21 protein-coding genes and 1 tRNA gene are annotated in these 21,949 nt (G+C 42.1%); 11 read left to right on the forward strand and 11 right to left on the reverse strand.

What is annotated here, in order from left to right; translation table 11 throughout:
* Nucleotides 1-65: 65 nt before the first annotated feature.
* Both KA713_00420 and KA713_00425 read right to left on the reverse strand, forming a co-directional pair.
* The gene (locus KA713_00420) at nucleotides 66-344 is read right to left on the reverse strand and encodes a GIY-YIG nuclease family protein (protein UXE67104.1); all 279 of its coding nucleotides are present in this window, start codon (nucleotides 342-344) and stop codon (nucleotides 66-68) included.
* A gap of 98 nt (nucleotides 345-442) precedes the next feature.
* Nucleotides 443-527 (reverse strand) — tRNA-Ser (locus tag KA713_00425).
* Nucleotides 528-745: 218 nt separating this feature from the next.
* Between KA713_00425 and KA713_00430 the strand changes: the two genes are divergently transcribed.
* The 8 genes from KA713_00430 (at nucleotide 746) to KA713_00465 (ending at nucleotide 6,814) form a co-directional block, all read left to right on the forward strand.
* Nucleotides 746-1,540, forward strand: a complete 795-nt coding sequence (locus KA713_00430; protein ID UXE67105.1) for a MotA/TolQ/ExbB proton channel family protein — start codon at nucleotides 746-748, stop codon at nucleotides 1,538-1,540.
* 4 nt (nucleotides 1,541-1,544) lie between these two features.
* On the forward strand, nucleotides 1,545-1,874 hold the full coding sequence (locus KA713_00435; GenBank protein ID UXE67106.1) for a hypothetical protein: 330 nt from the start codon (nucleotides 1,545-1,547) through the stop codon (nucleotides 1,872-1,874).
* A 21-nt stretch (nucleotides 1,875-1,895) separates the two neighbouring features.
* On the forward strand, nucleotides 1,896-2,456 hold the full coding sequence (locus KA713_00440) for a biopolymer transporter ExbD (GenBank protein UXE67107.1): 561 nt from the start codon (nucleotides 1,896-1,898) through the stop codon (nucleotides 2,454-2,456).
* A 12-nt stretch (nucleotides 2,457-2,468) separates the two neighbouring features.
* Complete coding sequence (locus KA713_00445; GenBank protein ID UXE67108.1) at nucleotides 2,469-2,939, forward strand: biopolymer transporter ExbD; 471 nt, start codon at nucleotides 2,469-2,471, stop codon at nucleotides 2,937-2,939.
* 220 nt (nucleotides 2,940-3,159) lie between these two features.
* Nucleotides 3,160-4,461 carry an MFS transporter gene (locus KA713_00450; protein ID UXE67109.1) on the forward strand — a complete coding sequence of 434 codons (1,302 nt, stop codon included), beginning with the start codon at nucleotides 3,160-3,162 and terminating at the stop codon, nucleotides 4,459-4,461.
* Entirely contained in the window at nucleotides 4,454-5,101 is a 648-nt protein-coding gene (locus KA713_00455; protein ID UXE67110.1) for an ABC transporter ATP-binding protein, read from the forward strand. Before KA713_00450 ends, KA713_00455 begins: the two co-directional genes overlap by 8 nt.
* A complete protein-coding gene (locus tag KA713_00460) occupies nucleotides 5,098-6,333 on the forward strand; it encodes an ABC transporter permease (protein ID UXE67111.1) in 1,236 nt (411 codons plus the stop codon). The genes KA713_00455 and KA713_00460 overlap by 4 nt, the downstream gene beginning before the upstream one ends.
* 37 nt (nucleotides 6,334-6,370) lie before the next feature.
* On the forward strand, nucleotides 6,371-6,814 hold the full coding sequence (locus KA713_00465; protein ID UXE67112.1) for a hypothetical protein: 444 nt from the start codon (nucleotides 6,371-6,373) through the stop codon (nucleotides 6,812-6,814).
* Between the two features lie 47 nt (nucleotides 6,815-6,861).
* On the opposite strand, the gene KA713_00470 is transcribed toward KA713_00465, so the two are convergent.
* Nucleotides 6,862-9,087 carry a TonB-dependent receptor gene (locus KA713_00470; GenBank protein UXE67113.1) on the reverse strand — a complete coding sequence of 742 codons (2,226 nt, stop codon included), beginning with the start codon at nucleotides 9,085-9,087 and terminating at the stop codon, nucleotides 6,862-6,864.
* Between the two features lie 115 nt (nucleotides 9,088-9,202).
* Here KA713_00470 and KA713_00475 point away from each other — a divergent pair, with 115 nt between their 5' ends.
* Nucleotides 9,203-9,517 carry a nucleotidyltransferase domain-containing protein gene (locus tag KA713_00475; GenBank protein UXE67114.1) on the forward strand — a complete coding sequence of 105 codons (315 nt, stop codon included), beginning with the start codon at nucleotides 9,203-9,205 and terminating at the stop codon, nucleotides 9,515-9,517.
* Nucleotides 9,514-9,909: a HEPN domain-containing protein gene (locus tag KA713_00480; GenBank protein UXE67115.1), complete on the forward strand. Its 396-nt coding sequence runs from the start codon at nucleotides 9,514-9,516 to the stop codon at nucleotides 9,907-9,909. Before KA713_00475 ends, KA713_00480 begins: the two co-directional genes overlap by 4 nt.
* Before the next feature lie 34 nt (nucleotides 9,910-9,943).
* Here KA713_00480 and KA713_00485 read toward each other — a convergent pair whose 3' ends face one another.
* From KA713_00485 to KA713_00500, 4 genes are all read right to left on the reverse strand, one after another.
* Nucleotides 9,944-12,952 (reverse strand): hypothetical protein, encoded by a 3,009-nt coding sequence (locus KA713_00485; GenBank protein ID UXE67116.1) that lies wholly within the window; start codon nucleotides 12,950-12,952, stop codon nucleotides 9,944-9,946.
* A gap of 32 nt (nucleotides 12,953-12,984) precedes the next feature.
* The gene (gene gatC / locus KA713_00490) at nucleotides 12,985-13,272 is read right to left on the reverse strand and encodes an Asp-tRNA(Asn)/Glu-tRNA(Gln) amidotransferase subunit GatC (protein UXE68983.1); all 288 of its coding nucleotides are present in this window, start codon (nucleotides 13,270-13,272) and stop codon (nucleotides 12,985-12,987) included.
* A gap of 84 nt (nucleotides 13,273-13,356) precedes the next feature.
* Nucleotides 13,357-14,082 (reverse strand): 1-acyl-sn-glycerol-3-phosphate acyltransferase, encoded by a 726-nt coding sequence (locus KA713_00495; protein ID UXE67117.1) that lies wholly within the window; start codon nucleotides 14,080-14,082, stop codon nucleotides 13,357-13,359.
* 87 nt (nucleotides 14,083-14,169) lie between these two features.
* A complete protein-coding gene (locus tag KA713_00500) occupies nucleotides 14,170-15,894 on the reverse strand; it encodes an ABC transporter ATP-binding protein (GenBank protein ID UXE67118.1) in 1,725 nt (574 codons plus the stop codon).
* 155 nt (nucleotides 15,895-16,049) lie between these two features.
* Between KA713_00500 and KA713_00505 the strand changes: the two genes are divergently transcribed.
* Nucleotides 16,050-18,239 (forward strand): penicillin acylase family protein, encoded by a 2,190-nt coding sequence (locus KA713_00505; protein ID UXE67119.1) that lies wholly within the window; start codon nucleotides 16,050-16,052, stop codon nucleotides 18,237-18,239.
* Nucleotides 18,240-18,260: 21 nt separating this feature from the next.
* Here KA713_00505 and KA713_00510 read toward each other — a convergent pair whose 3' ends face one another.
* The 4 genes from KA713_00510 to KA713_00525 all read right to left on the reverse strand — a co-directional run bounded on the left by KA713_00510 (nucleotide 18,261) and on the right by KA713_00525 (nucleotide 21,848).
* The gene (locus KA713_00510; GenBank protein UXE67120.1) at nucleotides 18,261-18,581 is read right to left on the reverse strand and encodes a hypothetical protein; all 321 of its coding nucleotides are present in this window, start codon (nucleotides 18,579-18,581) and stop codon (nucleotides 18,261-18,263) included.
* A 63-nt stretch (nucleotides 18,582-18,644) separates the two neighbouring features.
* Nucleotides 18,645-20,264: an ATP-binding cassette domain-containing protein gene (locus KA713_00515; protein UXE67121.1), complete on the reverse strand. Its 1,620-nt coding sequence runs from the start codon at nucleotides 20,262-20,264 to the stop codon at nucleotides 18,645-18,647.
* Nucleotides 20,265-20,432: 168 nt separating this feature from the next.
* Nucleotides 20,433-21,302, reverse strand: coding sequence for a hypothetical protein (locus KA713_00520; GenBank protein UXE67122.1), 870 nt, complete (start codon nucleotides 21,300-21,302; stop codon nucleotides 20,433-20,435).
* Nucleotides 21,303-21,308: 6 nt separating this feature from the next.
* The gene (locus KA713_00525) at nucleotides 21,309-21,848 is read right to left on the reverse strand and encodes a sigma-70 family RNA polymerase sigma factor (GenBank protein ID UXE68984.1); all 540 of its coding nucleotides are present in this window, start codon (nucleotides 21,846-21,848) and stop codon (nucleotides 21,309-21,311) included.
* Between the last annotated feature and the right edge of the window lie 101 nt (nucleotides 21,849-21,949).

Consider the following 21,949-nt stretch of genomic DNA (forward strand, 5'->3'; position numbering starts at 1 on the left):
CATCAAGCGGAGAGGGAGGGATTCGACTCGTCCTCCGTAGTTTAAGCGAAGGAGGACATTTTCAATTAATCTTTGTTTCCATCTAATGAGGGTGTAGGATTCAGTTGAGATAGGAAGTGTTTATTTCTAAAAGCTATTCCAGAACCAGACTTTAGGTACTTTTCAAAAGCAAAAGCATTTTCTTTGGTCTTAAAGCCGCAATAGAAAACCAATTCGATAGGAAGCCTTGTTTTGGTGTATTCAACATATCCCTTACTATGTCTTTCTAGACGTGCATCTAAATTATGTGTGCATCCAGTGTAGTAGGTGTTGTCAGAGCATTTTAGAATGTAAACGATTTGCATTAAGATAGAAAAGGTTAAGCTAAGCTAAAGCATCTAGTTAGTATGATCACTCATAAGTAATGTATAACCCTCCTTCGCTGAAGCTACGGAGGGTGAAGCGGAGAGGGAGGGATTCGAACCCTCGTTACCTTGCGGTAAACACGCTTTCCAAGCGTGCTCGATCGGCCACTCTGACACCTCTCCGAAAAAAAGCCCACAAAGAAATGGATTAATCCCAGCAAAACATCCCTTTTGTTCAATTTCTATCACTTTTTCCGTGACTTCACGTCCAATTTGGTATTGTAGACCCAGATGTTGAAAAATAAGTGCACTGTTTTTCAGTTTTTTTTTCAAAATCTTGCTAAGAAATCGGTAAAACCTTTAATTTTGGCCACTTCAAGTTTTATCATAAACCTTAAACCATGAAAAAATTAGTAACGATTTTAGCTTTTATTGGAGTGCTGGCATTTGGCGCTACCAAATCAATGGCACAAGTAACAGACAGTGCCTCTCAAACAGCCGCTCCTGCTGCAACTGTAACTGAAGCAGCTTCTGACGCAGTACCGGCAGAAGAAGGAGAACGCACATTTCATCAAGAACTCAAAAAGCAATTCATTGATGGCGATCCAAGATACATGTGGCCAATTTTGATTGTGTTTATTCTTGGTTTGGCCATAGCAATTGAGCGTATTATTATGCTTAACCTAGCTACTACTAACACTAAAAAATTATTGGGCCAAATTGAGGATGCATTGTCGAAAGGTGGAATAGAAGCTGCCAAGGAAATTACTAAAAATACACGTGGCCCTGTGGCCTCTATCTTTACGCAAGGTTTGATGCGCTCAAGCGAAGGTGTGGAAATGGTAGAGAAATCAGTTGTTTCTTATGGCGGTGTGGAAATGGGTCGCTTGGAGTCTGGTTTGATCTGGATTTCATTGTGTATCTCATTGGGCCCTATGCTTGGTTTCTTCGGAACAGTTGTTGGGATGGTGGGCGCTTTTGAGGCTATTGAAGCGGCTGGTGACATGTCACCATCTATTGTAGCCGGTGGTATGAAAGTGGCCTTGATCACAACTGTGGGCGGTCTAGTAGTAGGTATGGTGCTGCAAGTATTGTATAACTATTGTGTATCAAAAATTGATAGTTTGGTGAATACTATGGAGAATGCCTCAATTTCATTGATTGATATTTTAGTGAAACATAAGTTAACAAAATAAATTTATGACTGAAATGATTTCCCCAGGTTTATACCTGATGTATGGTTTAATGGTGGTGGCCTTGATAGCTTCTGTTGGAATGCCGATTTATTATGCTATCAAACATCCAGCCGAACTAATTAAATCTTTGGTCGGTATTGCAGTGCTTGTAATTTTGTTTGGTGTATCATATGCCTTTTCTGGATCTGAGGTATCTATCAAAGCAGCATCTATGGGCATAACTCCACAAAGTTCTAAGTTAATTGGAGCCGGTATGATTATGTTTTACATAACGATGCTAGTTGCTACTGTTTTGATTGTTTTTTCTATGATACGAGATGTTATTAAAAATTAATTAAAGTAATAATAAATAACGATGCCACGCGCTACTCCAGAAATACCTAATGCATCCATGGCCGATATCGCTTTTTTGTTGTTGACCTTCTTTTTGGTTACCACAACAATCAATAACGATAAGGGCTTGAGCATTGGTTTACCTCCTCCTCCTGATCCTAACCAGAATCAGGAAGTGAAAATGCAGGAGAAGAATATTTTTAAAATCCAAGTCAACTCTTCTGACAACTTGCTGGTGGAAGGCGAGCCCATGACGGACGTGACGGATTTGAAGGAAATGATAAAGAAATTCATCACCAACAATGGTGCTGACCCCGCCAGCTCAGAAAACCCTGAGAAGGCTATCATCTCTTTTAAAACGGATCGCGGTACCAGTCACAAGCGATTTGTGGAAATATTGGATATCTGCCAAGGTGCCTATTATGACATCTATGCCGAGCAAGCTGGTGTTTCAAACAAAGAGTTTAGAGACGCAGCTTCTCTTATATCATCTGACCCTGAAAAGAAAGCTTTGTACGAGAAAGGCAAAGCAGGCTATCCAATGAACATTTCTATTGCGGAGCCAACCAAAGTTGGAAATTAAACCAAATACGATATGTCAAAGTTTAAGAAAAAAGCAGAAGTAAAGCAGGACATCCCTACCTCATCAATGCCCGATGTGGTGTTCATTTTGCTATTCTTCTTCATGGTGACCACCGAAATGCGCGAAACCACCATTAACGTGAAGCAACAATTGCCGCGAGCTGCTCAGCTCCGAAAATTGGAGCGAAAGACATTGGTGGCCAGTTTGTACATCGGTCAACCAACCAAAGCCAGCGATGGTACTGACGAAAAAATTCAAGCCAACGATGTTTTTATTGATACCCGCGATATCATTAAGTGGGTAAATGAGGAGAAAGCAAAGTTGGATGAAGTAGAGCGTGAAGCAATCACCATTTCCCTTAAAGTGGATAGTGAGGCCAAGCGCGGCATTATCGCTGACGTGGAAACGGAACTGCGAAAAGGAAATGCACGCAAGGTTCTTTACACGGCATCCGAGAATGCAGCAAAAAAACTACTGAACTAATTTTTCAAGGTTATTCTATAACAAAAGCCCTGACGCACACCGTTGGGGCTTTTGCTTTTAGTGCCTACTGTGTAGCTTGCTTTTCCGATTACTTGAACTTCGTTAGTATTAGCTATGTCAGTGTAAAAAGGGTTTAAAAAAGAAGGACATGAAAAGTAAATGTAACGTTAATAGATTCAGTCACCCCCTCGCCTTTGGAGAGGGGGCAAGGGTGTGAGGTATGACCGCAATCAAAAATAATCCCCGTATTATCCGTGCTTGGTGTGCCTATGATTGGGCAAATTCAGTGTATTCATTGGTCATCACCTCGGCTATTTTCCCAATCTATTATCAGGCCATGGCCAAAGGGGAGAATGGCAGCGATATCGTGTCTTTTTTGTTTTGGTCAGATATCCCAAACTCTGCATTGTATTCCTATTCGCTTTCTTTTTCCTTTCTCATCATCACACCTTTGCTCCCCTTGTTATCAGGCCTGGCAGATTTTGCTGGCAAGAAAAAATTTTTCATGAAAATGTTTTGTACCATTGGCAGCATGGCCTGTGTGGGAATGTTCTTCTTTGATAAAACAAATTTGGGTTGGGGCATTGCTTGTATCATTTTTGCAAGCATCGGTTATTCCGGCAGCTTGGTTTTTTACGATGCTTTTTTGCCTGAGATTGCCACCGAAGACCAATTCGATCGGATCAGCGCCAAAGGGTACAGTTGGGGGTATTATGGTGGAGTGGTGTTGTTGGTAATGTGTTTGGCACTCATCCAATTTCACGAAGCCATTGGTTTTAAAGATAAACAAGATACAATGGTTCGTTTTTCATTTTTGTTGGTAGGTGTTTGGTGGATTGGTTTTGCACAAATTCCGTTTGCCTTATTGCCAGAAGAGATGCGAAAGGCAAAAGCCACCATTGGACAAGGTTACCGAGAGCTTGCCAACGTATGGAAAAGCTTTGCTGAAAATCAGGATTTAAAGAAATATATTTTAGCGTTTTTCTTTTTCAACATGGGTGTGCAAACGGTAATGTACATGGCCGCTACCTTTGGTGCGAAAGAATTAAAACTAGCGGACAACAAATTGATTTTAACTGTTTTGCTAATCCAATTGGTAGCGGCAGTAGGCGCCCATGTGTTTGCACGATTGTCGGGGAGCATGGGGAACAAAAAGGTTTTGATCATGATGATCGTCTTTTGGGTTTTTATTTGCATTGATGCCTACTTCGTTTACACCGAATGGCAATTTTATGCCTTGGCTTGTGCGGTAGGAGTGGTGATGGGCGGCATCCAGTCGCTTTCGCGAGCAACTTACACCAAACTAATTCCCAAGGGCTCCATCGATACGGCATCGTACTTTAGTTTTTTTGATGTCACCTTTAATCTTTCGATTGTGGTAGGCACATTTACCTATGGGTTTATTGAACACCTTACGGGAAGTATGCGAAACAGTACCCTGGCGATAGCCGTCTTTTTTGTGTTGGGTTTGTTGCTGTTGACTCAGGTAAGGTCTCCATCAATTATGAAAAAGAATGATTAAAGTTTCCAATTTGCTGTATCAATACAAAGGTGCCGATAAGCAAATACGGTTTCCTGATTTTGAAGTGCCCACAGGCGAAACCTCTTTGTTGCTGGGTGAATCGGGCAGCGGTAAAACGACTTTGTTGCATCTGATCGGTGGGCTTTTGCGTTCGCAAGTAGGAAACATTTTAATAGCAGGTAGTAACATCGCCCAGCTAACTGAATCAGCGTTGGATCGCTTTCGCGCCAAGCACATAGGGTTTATTTTTCAAAGGAATCATTTGATCAATGCCTTATCGGTGAAGAAGAATGTGGCCATGGCTCCTTACTTGGCAGGCGAAAAATCAATGGACCAGCGAATAGAGGAAGTATTGCTTCAATTAGGTTTGGCAGATAAGCAACACGCTAAAATCAATCAGTTGAGCGTAGGGCAAGCACAACGTGTGGCCATCGCTCGAGCGATGGTAAACAAACCCAATCTGATTTTGGCCGATGAACCAACTTCGGCCTTAGATGATACCAATTGCGAACGTGCCATTCATTTGTTGATAGACTTGGCAAAGGAAAATAATGCAACGCTTTTGGTGGCCACCCACGATCAGCGCTTGAAGTCGATTATACCCAAACAGATAGTCTTACCTCAAATCAGTAGCACGTGAATTTAGTTGTACTTGTTTGGAATTACTTAAAAGCAAAACCGCTCAATACATTGTTGAATGTTTTGCTGTTGGCATTGGGTATTGGCGTGATCATCGTGTTGCTGCTTTTTAAGAATCAGCTATCAGAAAAAATTGGAGGTGCCACCAAGGGTATCGATTTGGTAGTGGGTGCGAAGGGTAGTCCACTTCAACTAATTCTGTGCAATGTTTTTCACATCGATTTCCCTACCGGCAATATCAATTTACAAGAGGCTGAAAGATTGGCAAAACACCGATTGATTAAGCAAGCTATTCCCTTGGCACTGGGCGACAGCTATCAAAATTTTCGGATTGTGGGAACCACGCAAGCGTATCCAGATTTATACAATATCAAATTAAGTCAAGGTAAGTGGTGGAAAAGTGATTTAGAAGTAACGGTAGGAGCAACGGTTGCAGCGCTCATTCCATTGAAGGTAGGCGATACTTTTGCCAGTGCGCATGGCCTTTCAAAAGAGGGGCATGCGCATGATGAAAATCGGTATCGTGTGGTAGGTGTATTACAATCTTCAGGTACGGTAGTAGACAATCTGATCTTAACAAACGTGCCGAGCATTTGGAAAGTGCACGAAGAGGATGCTGCAAACGAAACGGATGCTTTACCTCAAGTAATCTCCAAGCTATTGGGTGGCGATGTTAGGGTGGATAGCACCAAGGAAATTACTTCGGTGTTGATTAAATATAAAAATCCAATGGCAGCCATTCAACTTCCTCGTTTGGTAAATGGACAAACCAACATGCAAGCCGCTTCTCCCGCTTTTGAAACAGCAAGATTGTTCACGTTATTGGGCGTAGGCACCGAAGTGCTGATGGGCTTTGGTTATGTGTTGATTTTTATTTCGGCCTTGAGCATTTTTATTGCCCTCTACAATTCCCTGAAAGAGCGCAAATACGATTTGGCCATCATGCGCAGCATGGGTGCGAGCAGAAGCAAATTGGTTTTTTCTGTTTTGTTGGAAGGAATTATACTTACGTTGATTGGGGCCTTGGTGGGTTTGTGCTTAGGCCATGCCGTGCTTTGGATTTTTACGCTTACCGTGGAAGAAAGTTCGCGAACCGGTATGACTGCCTTAGTTTTTTATACGGAAGAGTGGATGGTATTGAGCGGCAGTTGCCTGTTGGGCGTAATCTGTGCCTTGCTTCCCGCTTGGCAGGCCTACCGAACTGATATTCATAGAGTGTTAGCGGGTGGTTGACTGTTTAGTTAAACGTTTCAAGTTTGTATCTTGCAATATGAAAAAGTTAAAAGGGATTATTTTTGTTGGACTGTTTCTTTTAGTTCAAACATCGTATGCCCAAACAGAGGGCTGGAGCTTGTTTGCCAAAACAAAGTTTGAAACGAAATACAATGAAAAGGCAGCCGAGTATTTTTTGATGCCTAATTTTCCAGCCGAACTAAAAGCAATGGTAGGAAAAGAAGTTGATCTGGAAGGCTATTATCTTCCCATCGATGTAGCAGGTAATGCCTACATTGTATTGTCAAAATTTCCATACAGCCAATGTTTTTTTTGTGGCGGTGCCGGCCCAGAAACCATTGCTGAAGTTTCCTTCAAAGTAAAGCCCGAAAAATTTGATGCCGATCAGTTCATTCGAGTGAAAGGAAAATTGAAACTCAACGAATCGGATATTGACCATGTAAATTTTATGGTAGTGGATGCGGTGTTGGTGAAAAAGTAGATTTTAGCTAGAACTTATACGTTGAACTCTGAACCAGAATCTAGAAACTATTTAATCGTCCACCTTACACCAAGCATCCCTCTAATTCCCTGCATCGGTGCATAATTGTAACTCGCGTCAAACGTATATCCGTTTGGATTGTCAATAGCCACATTTTTATCGAAAGGATCGAAGGGGCGCAACAGCGGATTTTGGGGTAAAAAAATCAGCAGGTTCTTTACACCCAAATACATTTCCAAGTTTTTGTTGATGGGCTTGCTCACCTGAATATTTATAATGCTGAACCAAGGAGATTCAGGAGGCCGAAAGTCGTTGGGCACAGTTGGCAACAGCATCGGTCCATTCACTCTACCCGTTAGGTCAAATGCCCAACCCGATTTGGGCAAAGCATAACTGATGGCGAACGTTCCGGAAAAACGCGGAGCGAGAAGCTGCGGGATTTTTTGGTTGGTTTCATTCATTAAAAATACATCCATCCACGTTCCTCCGGCCAAAATTTTCAGCCCATTGGTGAACGCCACATCAGCATTAATAGTGATCCCTTGCGATACGGCATATCCTATTAAGTTATCGTAAATGATTTTATTAGGGTCGGTCAAAAAATCGCCCACAATCTTGTTGGTGAAATAAGTGTAAAAAATACTGCCATCCAGATTTACATACCCATGTTGAAAGGTCATGTTTTTGGCATAGTTCAGATTTACATTCCATGAACGCTCGGGCAGTAAATCATTTTTTACTTGCACTTGCCGAAAGCCCGATAGCGCAGCGTGTTCTTCGGTAAATAGATTGACTACGCGGTAACCACTTCCACTGGTTAACCGAAGGGTATTGGTACTGTTGTGAGAATATTTGAAACTGACGCGCGGTGTTATAATTGAACCGTGTACATTGTGATGATCGTAACGAACGCCAAACAAAGTGGTCACTTGTTTTGAGATTTTGATTTCATCTTGTAGGAATATGCCTGGTAGGATAGTCTGTGTGGGTTTGTTTGATCCATCGATAGCAGCCGTGCCTGCGGTGTTGTCGTCATAAGTAGAAAAACGAAATGGCAATCCGGTGAGTAACTCATGTCGCCCTATTTTCTTGTTCCATCGTGCTTGCAGGAATGAAGTGTGTTGGTCGCCAACAAAATAGGTTTTCCCATAGTACGAATCTTGAAAATGATGATTGTAGGAGAAATCCAGTTGAATATCTTCTTTGGTGTTGAGTTGATAGGTGCCAATCAATTCACTTCGATTGGTCCGAATCGATTCTCCGTAGTAAATATCCGTTCCACGGTATGCTTCGGTCCATTGCAGTTCTCCGCCCCAGCGATCTTCCAAAATATACCGTCCTGCCACTGAAAACTTTTTGCCCGAAGGCCGATAAAAGTTCCATTTATTGAAAAGCGAGATTCTGTTTTGAAGTGTTACATCCGTAAAGTTATCGTTGTTCACATCCCACTTTTGATTGAAGTTAAAATAGTTGACACCTACCATTGCGTACGATTGCCCTAATTTGAATGCTGTAGAAACATCGGCATTGTATTCGCCCATACTGGTGCCAAATACATCTACTTTTAATGTCGGGGCGGTGCTCGGGTCTTGTGTGATGATGTTGATCACACCGGCCACTGCTTCCGATCCGTACAGTGTAGAGCCTGGTCCTTTCACTACTTCAATGCGTTTGACCAGACTATTGGGAATACCGAATAATCCATACACGGTTGCCAAGCTGCTCACGATTGGCATGCCATCGATCAAAATCATGGTATAAGGACCTTCCAGGCCATTGATGTGTATATCACCTGTATTGCACACATTGCAATTGATTTGAGGCTGCACCCCGTTGATCATGCTGAGCGATTCAAAAATATTGGGTGTCGGATTTTTGGTGAAGAGGGAAGGGGCATACACTTCTACCGGAATGGGTGAATTCATTTTTGTCACTTCTTTCATCGTGCCGGTGATTACCACCTCGTGGAGCTGCTGCGCATCTTCTTCCAGTTCAATAGAGAGGTTTGCAATATCTGCGGTAACTGTAATTTGTTTGGTAAGAGCGATGTATCCAATCGAAGTAACCTTTAGTTGATACGTTCCCAAGGGGATGTTCTTTAACAAAAATTTCCCTTCGGCATCTGCATTGGTGCCAAGGGAAGTGCCGTCCAATTGAACGTTAGCAAACTCAATGGGGTGTTTTCGATGGGTAATATGGCCTGCGAGCGATGCCGTTTGGCCAAAGCCATTCCAGCCCACTAACAAAAGCCCATAGAGTACCCATTTACCCATTTTTATTATTTAGATGGGCAAATTTAATAAATTAGTTCAATAAAAATAAAAATTTAGATTAATCTAAAAAAACAATGAGTGAAATGAACCCGAAAATTGATAAATTTGACTTCATATGAATCGAAAAATAGTTCTTGATAGAATAAAAGGAATCGTATTGGATAAATACCCAGAGGCCAAAGTGTACCTCTATGGATCTCGAGCGCGGGGAACAATGAAAGCGGATTCTGATTGGGATTTGCTGATTCTTTTGAATAAAGATAAAATTACTACCGAAGTTGAGCGAAGCATTACTTATCCTTTATATGATTTAGAATTTGAAATTGGTGAGGTAATTAGTCCGTTGGTCTACTCTGAAAAAGACTGGAACTCTAAATACAGCGTAACTCCATTCTACTCGAATGTGATGAAAGAAGGTAAATTGTTATGACCAACTTCAATGCAAATGATTATGTAAGCTATCGTATACGAAGGGCTAAGGAAACGATTCCCAAAACCAAGATTTTAATAGATAACAAACTTTGGAACACAGCCATTAACAGAATGTACTATGCTTGTTTTTATGCAGTTGGAGCACTGCTCGTTAAAAACGGGGTCGAGACTTCAAGCCACTCAGGTAGCCGCCAAAAATTTGGGCAATTGTTTATTCAAACTGGAATGATAAGTAAGGAACTTGGTAAACATTATTCAGAATTATTTGAAAAAAGACAGAAAGGTGACTATGATGATTTTTTTGACTTTGATGAAGAAGCAGTAGTAAAACTATATCAACCATCGGTTGATTTTATTAACGCGATTGAAGAACAAGTGCTTCAAAAGTAGCTAGTGATTTACATCTGATTTTGATTGTGTGGAATTAATTGTGGCTTATCTCCCTACTCACCTCAAAAAAATCCGGATTCTCACGAACATATTGATTGAATGCAATAGGTGACAGTAGTTTCTTCAGTTTTTCCAAGGCTTGTTCAGATTCTTCGTCAAAGCCTAAGATGGCAGCTTCCTTAACATAGACTTTCAACAGTTTTATTGAGTTTGGCTTCGCTAGCAAACCATTTAAGATAATGGAATAGGGTTTCAACCGATCGGTGCTGTCCCTCAAAAAATACCGAGCTGCACCCAACGCAATTTCTTCGTCTTGCACGGTAGCGCGACTGAGGTAATCAAATTTTTTTGCTGCCTCGGCCAGGTTGCCCTCCGCTTCGGCCACCAAGGCTTCAAAATAGATTTTGTTGTTGGGGCGCCCTTCAAAATGTACGTTTGCCATTTGTGGCTTCAGCGCATTCCAGTTTTCTAGCTTGGCAGTTAGTTGCAAACTGAAATGTTGAATTTGTTCATAGATTTTTTTATCGGTAAGGGGCAACCCTTTAATGCGCTGCAAGAGTTTTACAGATTGATCGATTTGATCTTGCGTAAAATATTTTTTGCTTCTTGCTAACAGCGATGCCGCCCGAAGATCAGGTGTTTGCAATTTGTCGAGCAAACGATTAAAAGTAAGTGTATCCGTTAGTTTTACTCTGTAGCGGAGGTAAGTGCTTATGTTTGTTTCATTTTCTTTCGGCACTTCGGTCGCTGTCAAATTTAATATCCTCCCTAGCTGAAATGCTTTCTTGGCTTGGATTGTATCGGGTTGATTGGCCAGTTCTGTTAGTAACGGCATCGCTTTTTGTATGCTGTCCGCCTCCAGCCAACTTAGGGCTTGGTACCACAAGGCATTCGCAATACTTTTTTCGGCTGCTATTTTAAAATACCGCGCTGCAGTTGCTGGGTTCTCTTGTTCCAAAAGCCAAACCCCCAGCAAATGAAAATATTTTCCATTAGCCGTTCCGTAGGCTACCTCCCTACCTATCTCGCCCGCCAGCTTGGTCATGCCCTTTTCGTAGTAGCACGAAGCGACTGCCATCAATAACTCATGCTTAAATGTTTCGTTGCTCGACTTGTGCGCCAGCGAAATGGCTTGACTCAACATTGTGGTGTCGATTCGGCTTAGTTGATTGTGGAGGTAGTTGATCAATAACACTGCTTGCTTTACGGAAAGTGTAGTGTCAATTGGTAGTTGATACGTAATCGAGAGGGGAAGTTGCTGCACGTTGGCCAACGCGAGCGCATTGCTTTTGGCCGATTCTTTATCTGACTTCAACAATGCCAGTAAGGAATCAGCTGGAAAAGAGAAAGAGAACTTTGCACTGGCTGCAAGCAAATTTGTTTCCGCCATTTCTTTCATTTCTCCGGCTGCTCTCGATTTTTCAAAAAATACTAAAGCAGAATCTTGCCGACCTAGCTTAACGTACGATAAACCTTGTGCATTGAGTAGACGTGCACTTTGCGGAAATTTCTTTATACCCTCACGCATGATCAGTGAAGTGGAAAGATGATTTCCATTGGCTCCGTATAGTTCCCCCAAATTGATGAAAGCCATTTCGGAGGGACTGTTTTCGCACGCACTAGCCAATTCATAGCGTGCTTTTGCCGGATCTAACTGTCGGGTGTAGAGAGCGCCCAAGGCATAGTGCGCATGAAGGTTTTGATTTCGGTACACCACCGATTTTTTATAGTATCCTTCGGCTGCAACAAGATCACCTTGTCCCCAATACAAGTCACCATGCGCATTGTAGTAGGCTGCATAGGCTTGATTGACATACGCGCCCCACGTAGAGGCAAATGACAAAAATGCAAACGCAGCAATGGCGGCTCCAAACCGAAACGTGAAAAATAGCATAGTATCGGGTTTGTATAAAATTTTATACACCGGCAAATTGGCCAAAAGCATTGGAGAAAAATTGGCGGTAACGTATACAATGAAAATCAAGCCGTAGCCCATGTGCGCATACAGTGTGATGTCCACAAAGGTTTCCGTCATCGTAGTGTTGCCCGTAGCAATAAAAAGCGCACAAACTGAAAAGCAGATGGCCATCAAACCCAAACAAGCAAACACCGCTAGGGCAGGGGATGAAAGAAAATCTCGGTACAACGGTTCTCGTCTATTGAAGCCCCAAATGCCCAGCACCGCAGAAATGGTTAACAACAAAAACGAATTGATAACCCAGAAAGGGATGTTCAAATAACCTTCCTTAATTAAGTACGATAGAAATAAATTGATAAAGTAGATAGCCGATAGCACATAAAAATGTTGCGCGCTTTTGCTTGGGTTTTTTGTTTGCGTAACAATGTCAATGAAAGAAGCCACAATTTCGTGGGCAACCAATAAAATAAAAACGATGCCCAGCACCATGCCTGCAGTAATGCCGTTAACCGCTAAATGTAGAAACGGATTCGCCACCTGACTTCCAACAGCAAATGTTAGTGCCAGTAAAAGCCCAATAGCCAAAAAGGTAACTAGCCTTACTGCGAAGGTGGTTTCGGTTCGAAACGATTGAAAGTAAAATGCCGTTCCGCACAAAAGTACCAAAATGGAAATGGTGGCTATTTTGTTGGTCAGTCCAAAAAGTTGCAGTGTTTCTAGGTTAAAGCTGATGACGCACAAGATTAATAAGCTCATGCCTATGAAAAACGAGAATCGTTTTAATGTGCTGATGATTGTGAGCAAGGTGAAGATGCCCAACGTCAAGCAAACCAAAAAAAAGTAATAGAAGAAATTCACCGGATGATAATCTCCACCTATCAGTGCCTCAAACAACACTAAGCTATTGGAAGGAACGTTTATAGCAAATGAGCCAACAGAAAAAGTGCGTGCGGTACTGTCAATGGCTTCTAGTTGTTGCATCGTTAGCCACGGAAATACGAACGCGGCATCTTGAAAGTAGGTGAACCAAAGTAGCCCCACAGAAACAAAGGCTATGGCACTGAACAACCAAAAAATGTATTGATAGGGTCTTGGCCAATTTTTCCAAAAAGAAAGTGATTGCATAATGTGGATACTTGATGAAGGATACAGGTGTGCTATTCTAAAACCTTTGGAACTCTAAAATAATGAGCGTCTCTTTTAGGGGCGCCTTCCAAAGCTCGCTCATGATCCAAGTGTGGTTTCAGGTCATCTTCGCGCAAGGCATTTATTTCATGGCTCATGGTGGTGAGTGGTTCTACGTCTTCCGTATTCACCTCTTTCAACTTTTCTACAAATTGCAGCATGTTGTTCATATCGCTCAGCATCTTGTCGGTATCTTCCTCTTTTAGTTCAAGCCGTGAGAGGTGTGCAATTTTTTGTAGTGTTTCTTTGTCGATCATTATTTTAAGGGAGATAGGAGTTAGTAGAAATGCTGAATACTGGACACCGAATACTGATTACCGACCTTACCACTTACCACTTACCACTCACCTATTCCACGTCCTAAGTTCATTATCAATCACATTAAACACACGCTCTTTCAATTCATTCACCTGTTCCAGCTTCATTCCTGTGGTTTCAATGGGTTCATGAAAGATTACATGCACGCTGCCACGTTGTAGTATCAGTTTGTCGTCCGGTAAAATTATCCAATTATTGGGTATCGTCACGGGCACAACTGCAATTTGTTTTTCAATGGCTGCGCGAAAAGCGCCATCTTTGAAAGGCACCATCGCGGGAGGCTGTTTGGTGATAATCCCACCTTCGGGATAGATCACCAAGCTCTTGCCTTCTTCTAACGCCTTCATGCTTGCAATTAGTGTAGTCGAGCGGCTCTTTAAACTTTTGCGATCCACCGTAATATGTAGTTTATGATACATAAATCCAAAGAGTGGAATTTTCTCCATGTCGTTCTTTCCCACAAAAATAGTATTGATTGGACTCAGCCCCATCGTGGGAATATCCAAGTATGAAAAGTGATTCGGGCAGAAAACGTATTGCTTTCGTTTGTCTAACGGTGCACGGCAAGCTATTCTAACCGGCAGCAAACAAAGCGCAAACATGGCCTTCGCCCACCACCGGTTGAAGACGCCCACTAACCGAAACTGACTTGGCAGTGCGATGGGTATGAGCAAGAGTGGAAAAAACAACAGAAACAGGAGCGAGAAAACAACAAATCCGTAAGTGGTGTGAACGATTCGTACCCAGTGCATAAACAATAATCAGCAACTTACTACTTGCAAGTTTTTGATACAAGTGACCAGCCTGTAAAATTGATGTAAGCGAAGCACCAAAATTTACTAAATCCTTGCCTGATACGTGTACAATTCAAAGTACCGTCCTTTCTTTTCAATTAATTCTTCGTGCTTGCCGCGCTCCACAATTTCGCCATCTTCCACTACCAAAATCTGATCAGCTTGGCGGATGGTGCTCAGTCGGTGGGCAATCACAAAGGTGGTGCGGCCTTGCATAAGCGTCCGTAGACTATTTTGAATGTAGCTTTCGCTTTGCGTATCTAAGTTGGAGGTAGCTTCATCCAAAATTAAGATCCGCGGGTTCGCCAAAATGGCACGGGCAATGGCAATGCGTTGACGCTGCCCGCCTGATAGTTTGACGCCTCGCTCACCAATTACAGTATCAAGACCCAATTCAAAGCGATCGGTAAACTCATGGACAAACGCAGCTTTCACTGCTTGTTGCAATTCGTTTTCGGTAGCGTTTGGTCGAGGGAATAGAATATTTTCACGGATGGTGCCTTCAAACAGAAAATCATCTTGCAACACCACACCCAACTGACTGCGGTAGCTATCCAATGAAACTTTGCTTTGGTCAATGCCATCGATCGATATCAAACCAGAATCGGGATTTAAAAAAGTGGCGGCCAATCCGGCAATAGTAGTCTTGCCTGAGCCGGAGGTGCCCACCAAAGCAGTGACTGAACCAGACGGGGCCAGGAAGCTTATATTTTTCAATACTGGTTTTCCTTCTTCGTAGGCAAACGTAACATCGTTGAAAGCGACATCACCTTTCATTTTATCGAGCTTTACAGTGCGGATAGTGCCATCGTCTTCGATAGGTGTGTTCATCAATTCTTCCGTGCGATCCAATCCCGCAAAGGCTTCTGTCAATTGACTGCCAATGTTGCTCATTTGCACAATGGGCGCAATCATGAATACCATAAACATAGTGAACTGTAAAAAATCTCCGGCCGTTAAATTAAAATAGCCGCTGAGGCCCATGATGCCTACACTTGCCAAGCCCACTAAAAATGTTCCGGAGCTGGTAACCAAACTGGTAGAAGTCAAACTCTTTTTTACATTTTGAAATAATTGGTCAACACCTTTTTCAAAAACTTTTATTTCTTGAGGTTCGGCATTGAACCCTTTGATAACACGAACGCCATTCAGTGTTTCGGTCAGTCGGCCAGTGACTTCCGCAGTTATCTTTCCACGCTCTCTAAACACGGGGCGGATGATCGAGAAGGCTTTCAAGGTAATCACACCGAAAATTGACATCGGCAGCAAAATAAAGAGCGTCATCCACGGATTGATGTGGATCAGAAACCCAACTGAAATGATGGCTGTTAAAATTCCACCAATTAATTGCACCAAGCCCGTGCCTACTAAATTTCGCACGCCTTCTACATCGTTCATTACCCGCGACACTAGCGCGCCCGATTTTTGGTTATCAAAAAAACGAATCGGCAACCGGAGTAAATGCTTTTGTACTTTCGAGCGAAGCTGAGAAATTAAGTGTTGTGCTTCTACGCTAAGTATTTTTGTTAACAAAAAGGAGGTGACCGCTTGCAATAAAATGGAGGCTGTCACCAGGATGAGCAAGTTGGGCAATTTAGATAGATCATGGTTGACTAAAATGTCGTCCATAAAAGGCTTGGTGGCCCAGGGTGGTACTAAACCAGCTGCTCGGCTGATGATGATTAAGATTAATCCAACGAGCAACAGATTTTTGCGAGGCCAGATGATGGTTTTGAAGACGTGGCCAATGGTCACTTTTGATTTAGGCATAGAAGTGGTAGAAATGATGCAATACTATTTTCAGGAGATTTTAATCCAATTTTAACCCTATGGACGTAAAGTAAGTTCATTTTAGTGTAAGTAGTTTGTATTTTGTTACTTTGAATGATTAAAGAATTCTAATTCATTTTAAGCCTTTATTTTCTATGTCCCTGTCAAATCAACTAGTAAGGATAATCGCTTTTGCATTGGTTACAACAACCGGTTTTTGCCAATCTTTCGCACCAGCGGAAATAGCAGCCTGGAAAAAACAAGCAAATAACATCACTATCCTTCGCGATAAGTGGGGTATTCCACACGTGTATGGAAAAACGGATGCCGATGCAGTGTTTGGTTTGCTCTATGCACAATGCGAAGATGATTTTGAACGCGTGGAGATGAATTACATCACCGCGCTGGGCAGGCAAGCAGAGGTAGAGGGTGAGGCAAAGTTGTATCATGATTTGAGGATGAGATTGTTTCAAGACAGCACAGTGGCGATAGCTATTTACAAGGAAGTGAAAGGAGAAATGCGCGAGCTCATGCAGGCCTTTGCCGATGGACTGAATTATTTTTTATACACGCATCCTCAAGTACGACCAAAGCTGATTAAACGGTATCAGCCGTGGATGCCGCTGCTTTTTAGTGAAGGAAGCATTGGTGGAGACATAGAAGCAGTTTCGTTAACAAAGCTGCGTGATTTTTATGGTGATGGCTCAAAAGCAAAAATCGATGAACTGAATACAGATGATGGCATTGAACCAGAACCAAAAGGAAGTAATGGTTTTGCTATCGCACCTTCGCGCAGTGCATCGGGCAACGCACTGTTTTTAATCAATCCGCATACATCGTTTTACTTTCGGCCGGAAGTGCACGTAAATAGTGAGCAAGGTTTGAATGCATACGGGGCCGTTACCTGGGGCCAATTTTTTGTCTATCAAGGCTTCAATCAATATTGTGGATGGATGCACACCACCAGTCAGGCAGATGCCATTGATGAATATTTGGAAACCATTGTGAAGAAAAAGGATTCGTTGTTTTACCAGTTTGGAAAAGTAGCGAAACCTTTAAAGATAAAAACTATTACGTTAAAAATAAAAAAGGAAAATGGCTTGGAAGAAAAGACGTTTACCGTCTATCATACCCATCGAGGGCCGGTCATTTCAAAGTCAGGCGACAAGTGGGTCAGCATCCGTATGATGCAAGAACCATTGAAGGCATTGACACAATCCTACCAACGCACAAAATCAAAAGGCTTAGTCGATTTCAAAAAAGTAATGGACTTGCGCACCAATACATCGAACAATACCGTCTATGCTGATGCCCAAGGAAACATTGCCTACTTCCATGGCAATTTTATGCCCAAGCGAAACATACAGTTCGATTACAGTAAACCCGTTGACGGAAGCAATCCAGAAGTAGATTGGAAAGGCCTCCATGCCGCCACCGAAACCGTGCAATTGGTTAACCCGTCTAGCGGCTGGTTGCAAAATTGTAATTCAACGCCCGTTACCGCTGCTGGCCCGAATAGCATCGACAAGAAAAAATATCCAGCCTATATGTGCCCGGATATTGAGAACCCACGAGGTATTAATGCCGTGCGAGTGCTTTCGCGCGAAAAATCATTTACATTAGATAAGCTCATTACGGCAGCATATGATCCGTACTTATCTGCATTCGAGAAATTGATTCCTCCGTTGTTGGCGGCCTATGCGCAACAATCGAAAGGAAATGAAATGATGAAGTTAAAATTGAAGGATGCTATTTCCATTTTGCAAAGTTGGGATAAAAGCTATGCCCTTAATTCAGTAGCAACCACAGTCGCCATTTTTTGGGCGATGGAATTGCGCCAACAAGTTTCATCTACTGGTAGTCAATGGGACCCCATCGAGGCGATGACCAATACAACACCGGAAACAAAAGTGAATGCCTTGGTAAAAACTCTTGATGATTTGAAGCGCGACTTTGTCACGTGGCAAATGCCATGGGGAGAAGTCAATCGCTTCCAGCGTTTGACTGGAAAAATCAACGAAACATTTGATGACAATAAGCCAAGTTTGCCTGTTCCCATGGCATCTTCCTCTTGGGGATCGTTGGCTTCCTTTGGCAGTCGCAGGTTTGAAGGCACTAAAAAAATGTATGGCTATGTGGGCAATAGTTTTGTGGCCGTGGTAGAGTTTGGTAAAAACAAAGTGACAGCTAAATCACTATTGGCAGGAGGAGAGAGCAGCAATCCAAAGTCGCCTCACTTTGTGGATCAAGCTGCTTTCTATTGCCAAGCAAAGTTTAAAGAGGTGCTGTTTTATAAAGAAGATGTGCTCAAAAACCTGGAGCGGCAATATCAGCCAGGAAATTAGTCAACGGCCATTCAGAATGCCTCAAGCACTTCTCCGCAACCGTTCCCACTCTTCCATCTTTTTTACTTTTTTTTCTTCGTCAAGGGTAAACGAGTTGCGGGCATAGCTCTTTTCCTCTGCTTCTTCAATGCTCAAAAAGAATCGCAATCGATAGGTGAAGATGGTTTTGCTGCCAATAGCCATTTTGAATTCGCGTAGTTTTGCCAAATTATCTACCCAAAAAAGTGATAAACCCTGTTCTTCTGTTCCGGGCAAGAACGAAAATCCAGATTTTTCTAGTTGATGAATGACTTCGCGCTCAAATCCTTCTTTTCCTTTAATATAAACAGTACTCCAAATCATAGTGCTAGAGAGAACGAGTACACATTAAAAATAGTTGCAAAAAAATAGTGATGGGCGTATTCGTTATGCGTAAAGAGCTTCCTTCTGTTGTGCCACCTTATCATTTTCAATGTATTCATCATACGTCATCAATTTATCAATAAACCCATTGGGTGTGATTTCGATGATTCGATTTGCAACGGTGTGGGTAAACTCATGATCGTGCGAAGTGAACAAAACTGTTCCCGGGAAATCTTTTAATGCATTGTTGAACGAAGTTATGGATTCAAGATCTAAATGGTTGGTGGGCTCATCAAGCACCAGCAAATTGGCGCCAGGCATCATCATGCGCGAAATCATGCAGCGCATTTTTTCACCACCCGATAGCACTGTACATTTTTTAAAAACCTCTTCGCCACTAAAAAGCATTTTGCCTAAAAATCCCCGGATGTACACCTCGTCTTTATTTTCATCATCGGCAAACTGGCGCAGCCAATCAATCAAATTATCGTTCGATTGAAAAAAGCTCTCATTGTTCAAAGGCAGATAGGCATTGGTAATCGTTTGCCCGAAAGTAAATTTTCCGCTAGTGGCTTTTAACTCACCCACCAAAATCTGAAACAACGAAGTAATCGCTAAACTTTCTTTGCTCAGGAAAGCAATCTTATCTCCTTTATTTACAAAAAAATCGAGACCTTTAAAAAGCGTGCTTCCATTTTGTACACACGAAAGATTTTCTACGTGCAAAATCTGGTCGCCTGCTGTTCTTTTTTGCTGAAAAATAATGGCAGGATATTTTCGGTTCGATGGTTGGATGTCATCCACATTAATTTTCTCCAACAATTTTTTACGACTGGTAGCTTGCCGCGATTTAGAAACGTTTGCGCTGAAGCGTAAAATGAATTCTGTTAACTCTTTCTTCTTTTCCTCTGCTTTTTTGTTGGCCGATGCACGCTGTGATGCTGCTAATTGACTGGATTGATACCAAAACGAATAATTGCCTGTGTATAATTTAATGGCACTAAAATCCACATCCACAATGTGCGTACAAACAGTATCCAAAAAGTGCCTATCGTGCGAAACCACAATCACTGTATTCTTGAAATCCAATAAGTAATCTTCTAGCCATCCCACCGTTTGCAAATCCAAGTCGTTGGTAGGCTCGTCCAAAATCAAAATATCAGGATTGCCATAAATCGCTTGAGCCAACAGCACGCGCACCTTTTGGTTACCACTAAGTTCTTTCACCAATTTGTAATGGTCTTCTTCTACAATGCCCAAACCACTTAGCAATGCAGCCGCATCCGATTGAGCGTTCCATCCATTCATTTCGGCAAACTCGGCTTCCATTTCCGATGCCTTCACGCCATCTTCTTCCGAAAAATCAGGCTTGGCATATATAGCATCTTTGTCCTGCATCAACTTCCACAATTTTTGATGGCCCATCATCACCGTATCCAACACCGGGATATCATCAAACTCGTAGTGATTTTGTTTTAGCACTGCCATGCGCTTGCCGGTGTCTACACTGATATGCCCGCTGGTGGGATCAATTTCCCCGGAAAGGATTTTCAAAAAGGTAGATTTGCCCGCCCCGTTAGCACCAATTACCCCGTAGCAATTGCCCTCGGTAAATCGTAAATTAACGGAATCAAATAAAATGCGTTTGCCAAAGCGAAGCGAGATGTTGTTAGCTGCAATCATGATTTTTGAAAATGAGCCGCAAAGATAAGAGAAAGAGTTGATACGGATCGATATAAATCAAGGAGGGTGGTGCCATTATAAAACTTCCAAAAAAAGAAACCCTCTCTGGCAGGAGAGGGTTTCAACCCGAAAACATAAACCCAAAAAATCCTTTCAAGAAATTGACAATCAGCGGCCGCGATACTCCTTCAGCTTCGAAAGTAATTTCTTGTCTTTGATTGGCTCTAACAAGGTAATGGCCAATTGTTTTTCATCTAGTAGGTAATACAATTCTTTGTAATACATAAACACGGTGTGGCTATCTCCATTCACTTCTAAGATCTCGTATAGTCCTTTATCAAAATTTCCATACAGGTGTAGCTTCCCTTGGCTAAACTGATAGTGAAATCCATATTTTTTATTGGTCGCATCGGTTTCTACCAATATATGAGAAACGGACACAAGTGCCTTTTTATTTTCACCCGCTGTATTTTTTTCTGCTGTAGAATTTTCAGCCAATTCTTGTGTAGGGTCTACCATCTCAATTTTTGGCTTTACCGCTTCCGCGGAATGATTGTTTGCTTTTTTCTCTGTCTCTTTTTTTTCTGCTTTTTCTTTTGCAGCCTCTTTCTTTGGCTCTTCTCCTGGAGAAATGTTTTCTTGATTTGGTTGAGAAGGCGTTTCTTCAGGTGCGTTGGTAGTGTTATCAGGTTGGTTTAATGAATCTTCAATAGAGGAAGAAAAATTGGTGGGGTTTAAAGCTTGATTACTTTTAAAGTAAAAAGTCAAACCGGCAACCAAAATACCTGCACCCACAATGCCGGCAGCAATCTTTAATGCAGACCACTCCATGGAAACACTTGCGCCCAAAGGCAAATTGTTCAACATGGCTTTTAATTCTGCTGCACGTGCTTTTTTCACGCCTTCAATCGCCAACTTTTGTATGGCCACCTCGGCTTTAAGTGCCGTATTGGTGTCCAACTCTTTTTCAAAAGCAGCTTTCTCTGGCGCGCCTAGGCGGTTGGTTAAAAAATCATCTATTGATTCAAAATTGTTCATGCCTGTTTAATCTAAAAAATCCTGTTCACTATACTGCGCTTTCACCAATTCATCCAGCTTTTGTTTGCACTTATACTTTTTTGTTTTGGCGGTATCGGTGTTCGCAAAGCCCAGTTTCTCGGCTATCTCTTGCATTGACATCTCATCAAAATAATAATACATCAATACTTTTCGGCAGGTTTCGCCCAATTGATCGAGGCACTTGGCCATTATCTTTTCTCGTTCGGGGCTATCCATGTCAATGGAAGTAGGCGTATCCTTTTCTTCGTTTGACAACCGCTTTTTTCTATCCAATTCTTTCCGCCACAGATTTTGGCAAATACTGTAGATGAAAGTGCTCATTTTGGAGGTGAGAACCAAGTTGCCGGATCGTGCCTTTTGCCAGAATACAACTAGTGCATCTTGGTAAACATCGCGAGCCTCCTCTTCCGTTCCACTATTGGTGATTACCAGTTTGGTCATCATCCGATAGTACTTCTTATAGATAATTTCTAGGGCTTTTTCGTCCCCTTTTTGTATCCGATCGAAGATTTCCTTCTCGTCTATTTGCGAACTTGTTTTGAATACTCGTAGTGCCACGTGTGGTAACCTTAGATTAACGTTTAGATAATTAATGAAGGGTTGAATGTCGGAATTTTTCCGATGAA

The organism is Chryseotalea sp. WA131a, assembly GCA_025370075.1.
Lineage (GTDB): Bacteria > Bacteroidota > Bacteroidia > Cytophagales > Cyclobacteriaceae > ELB16-189.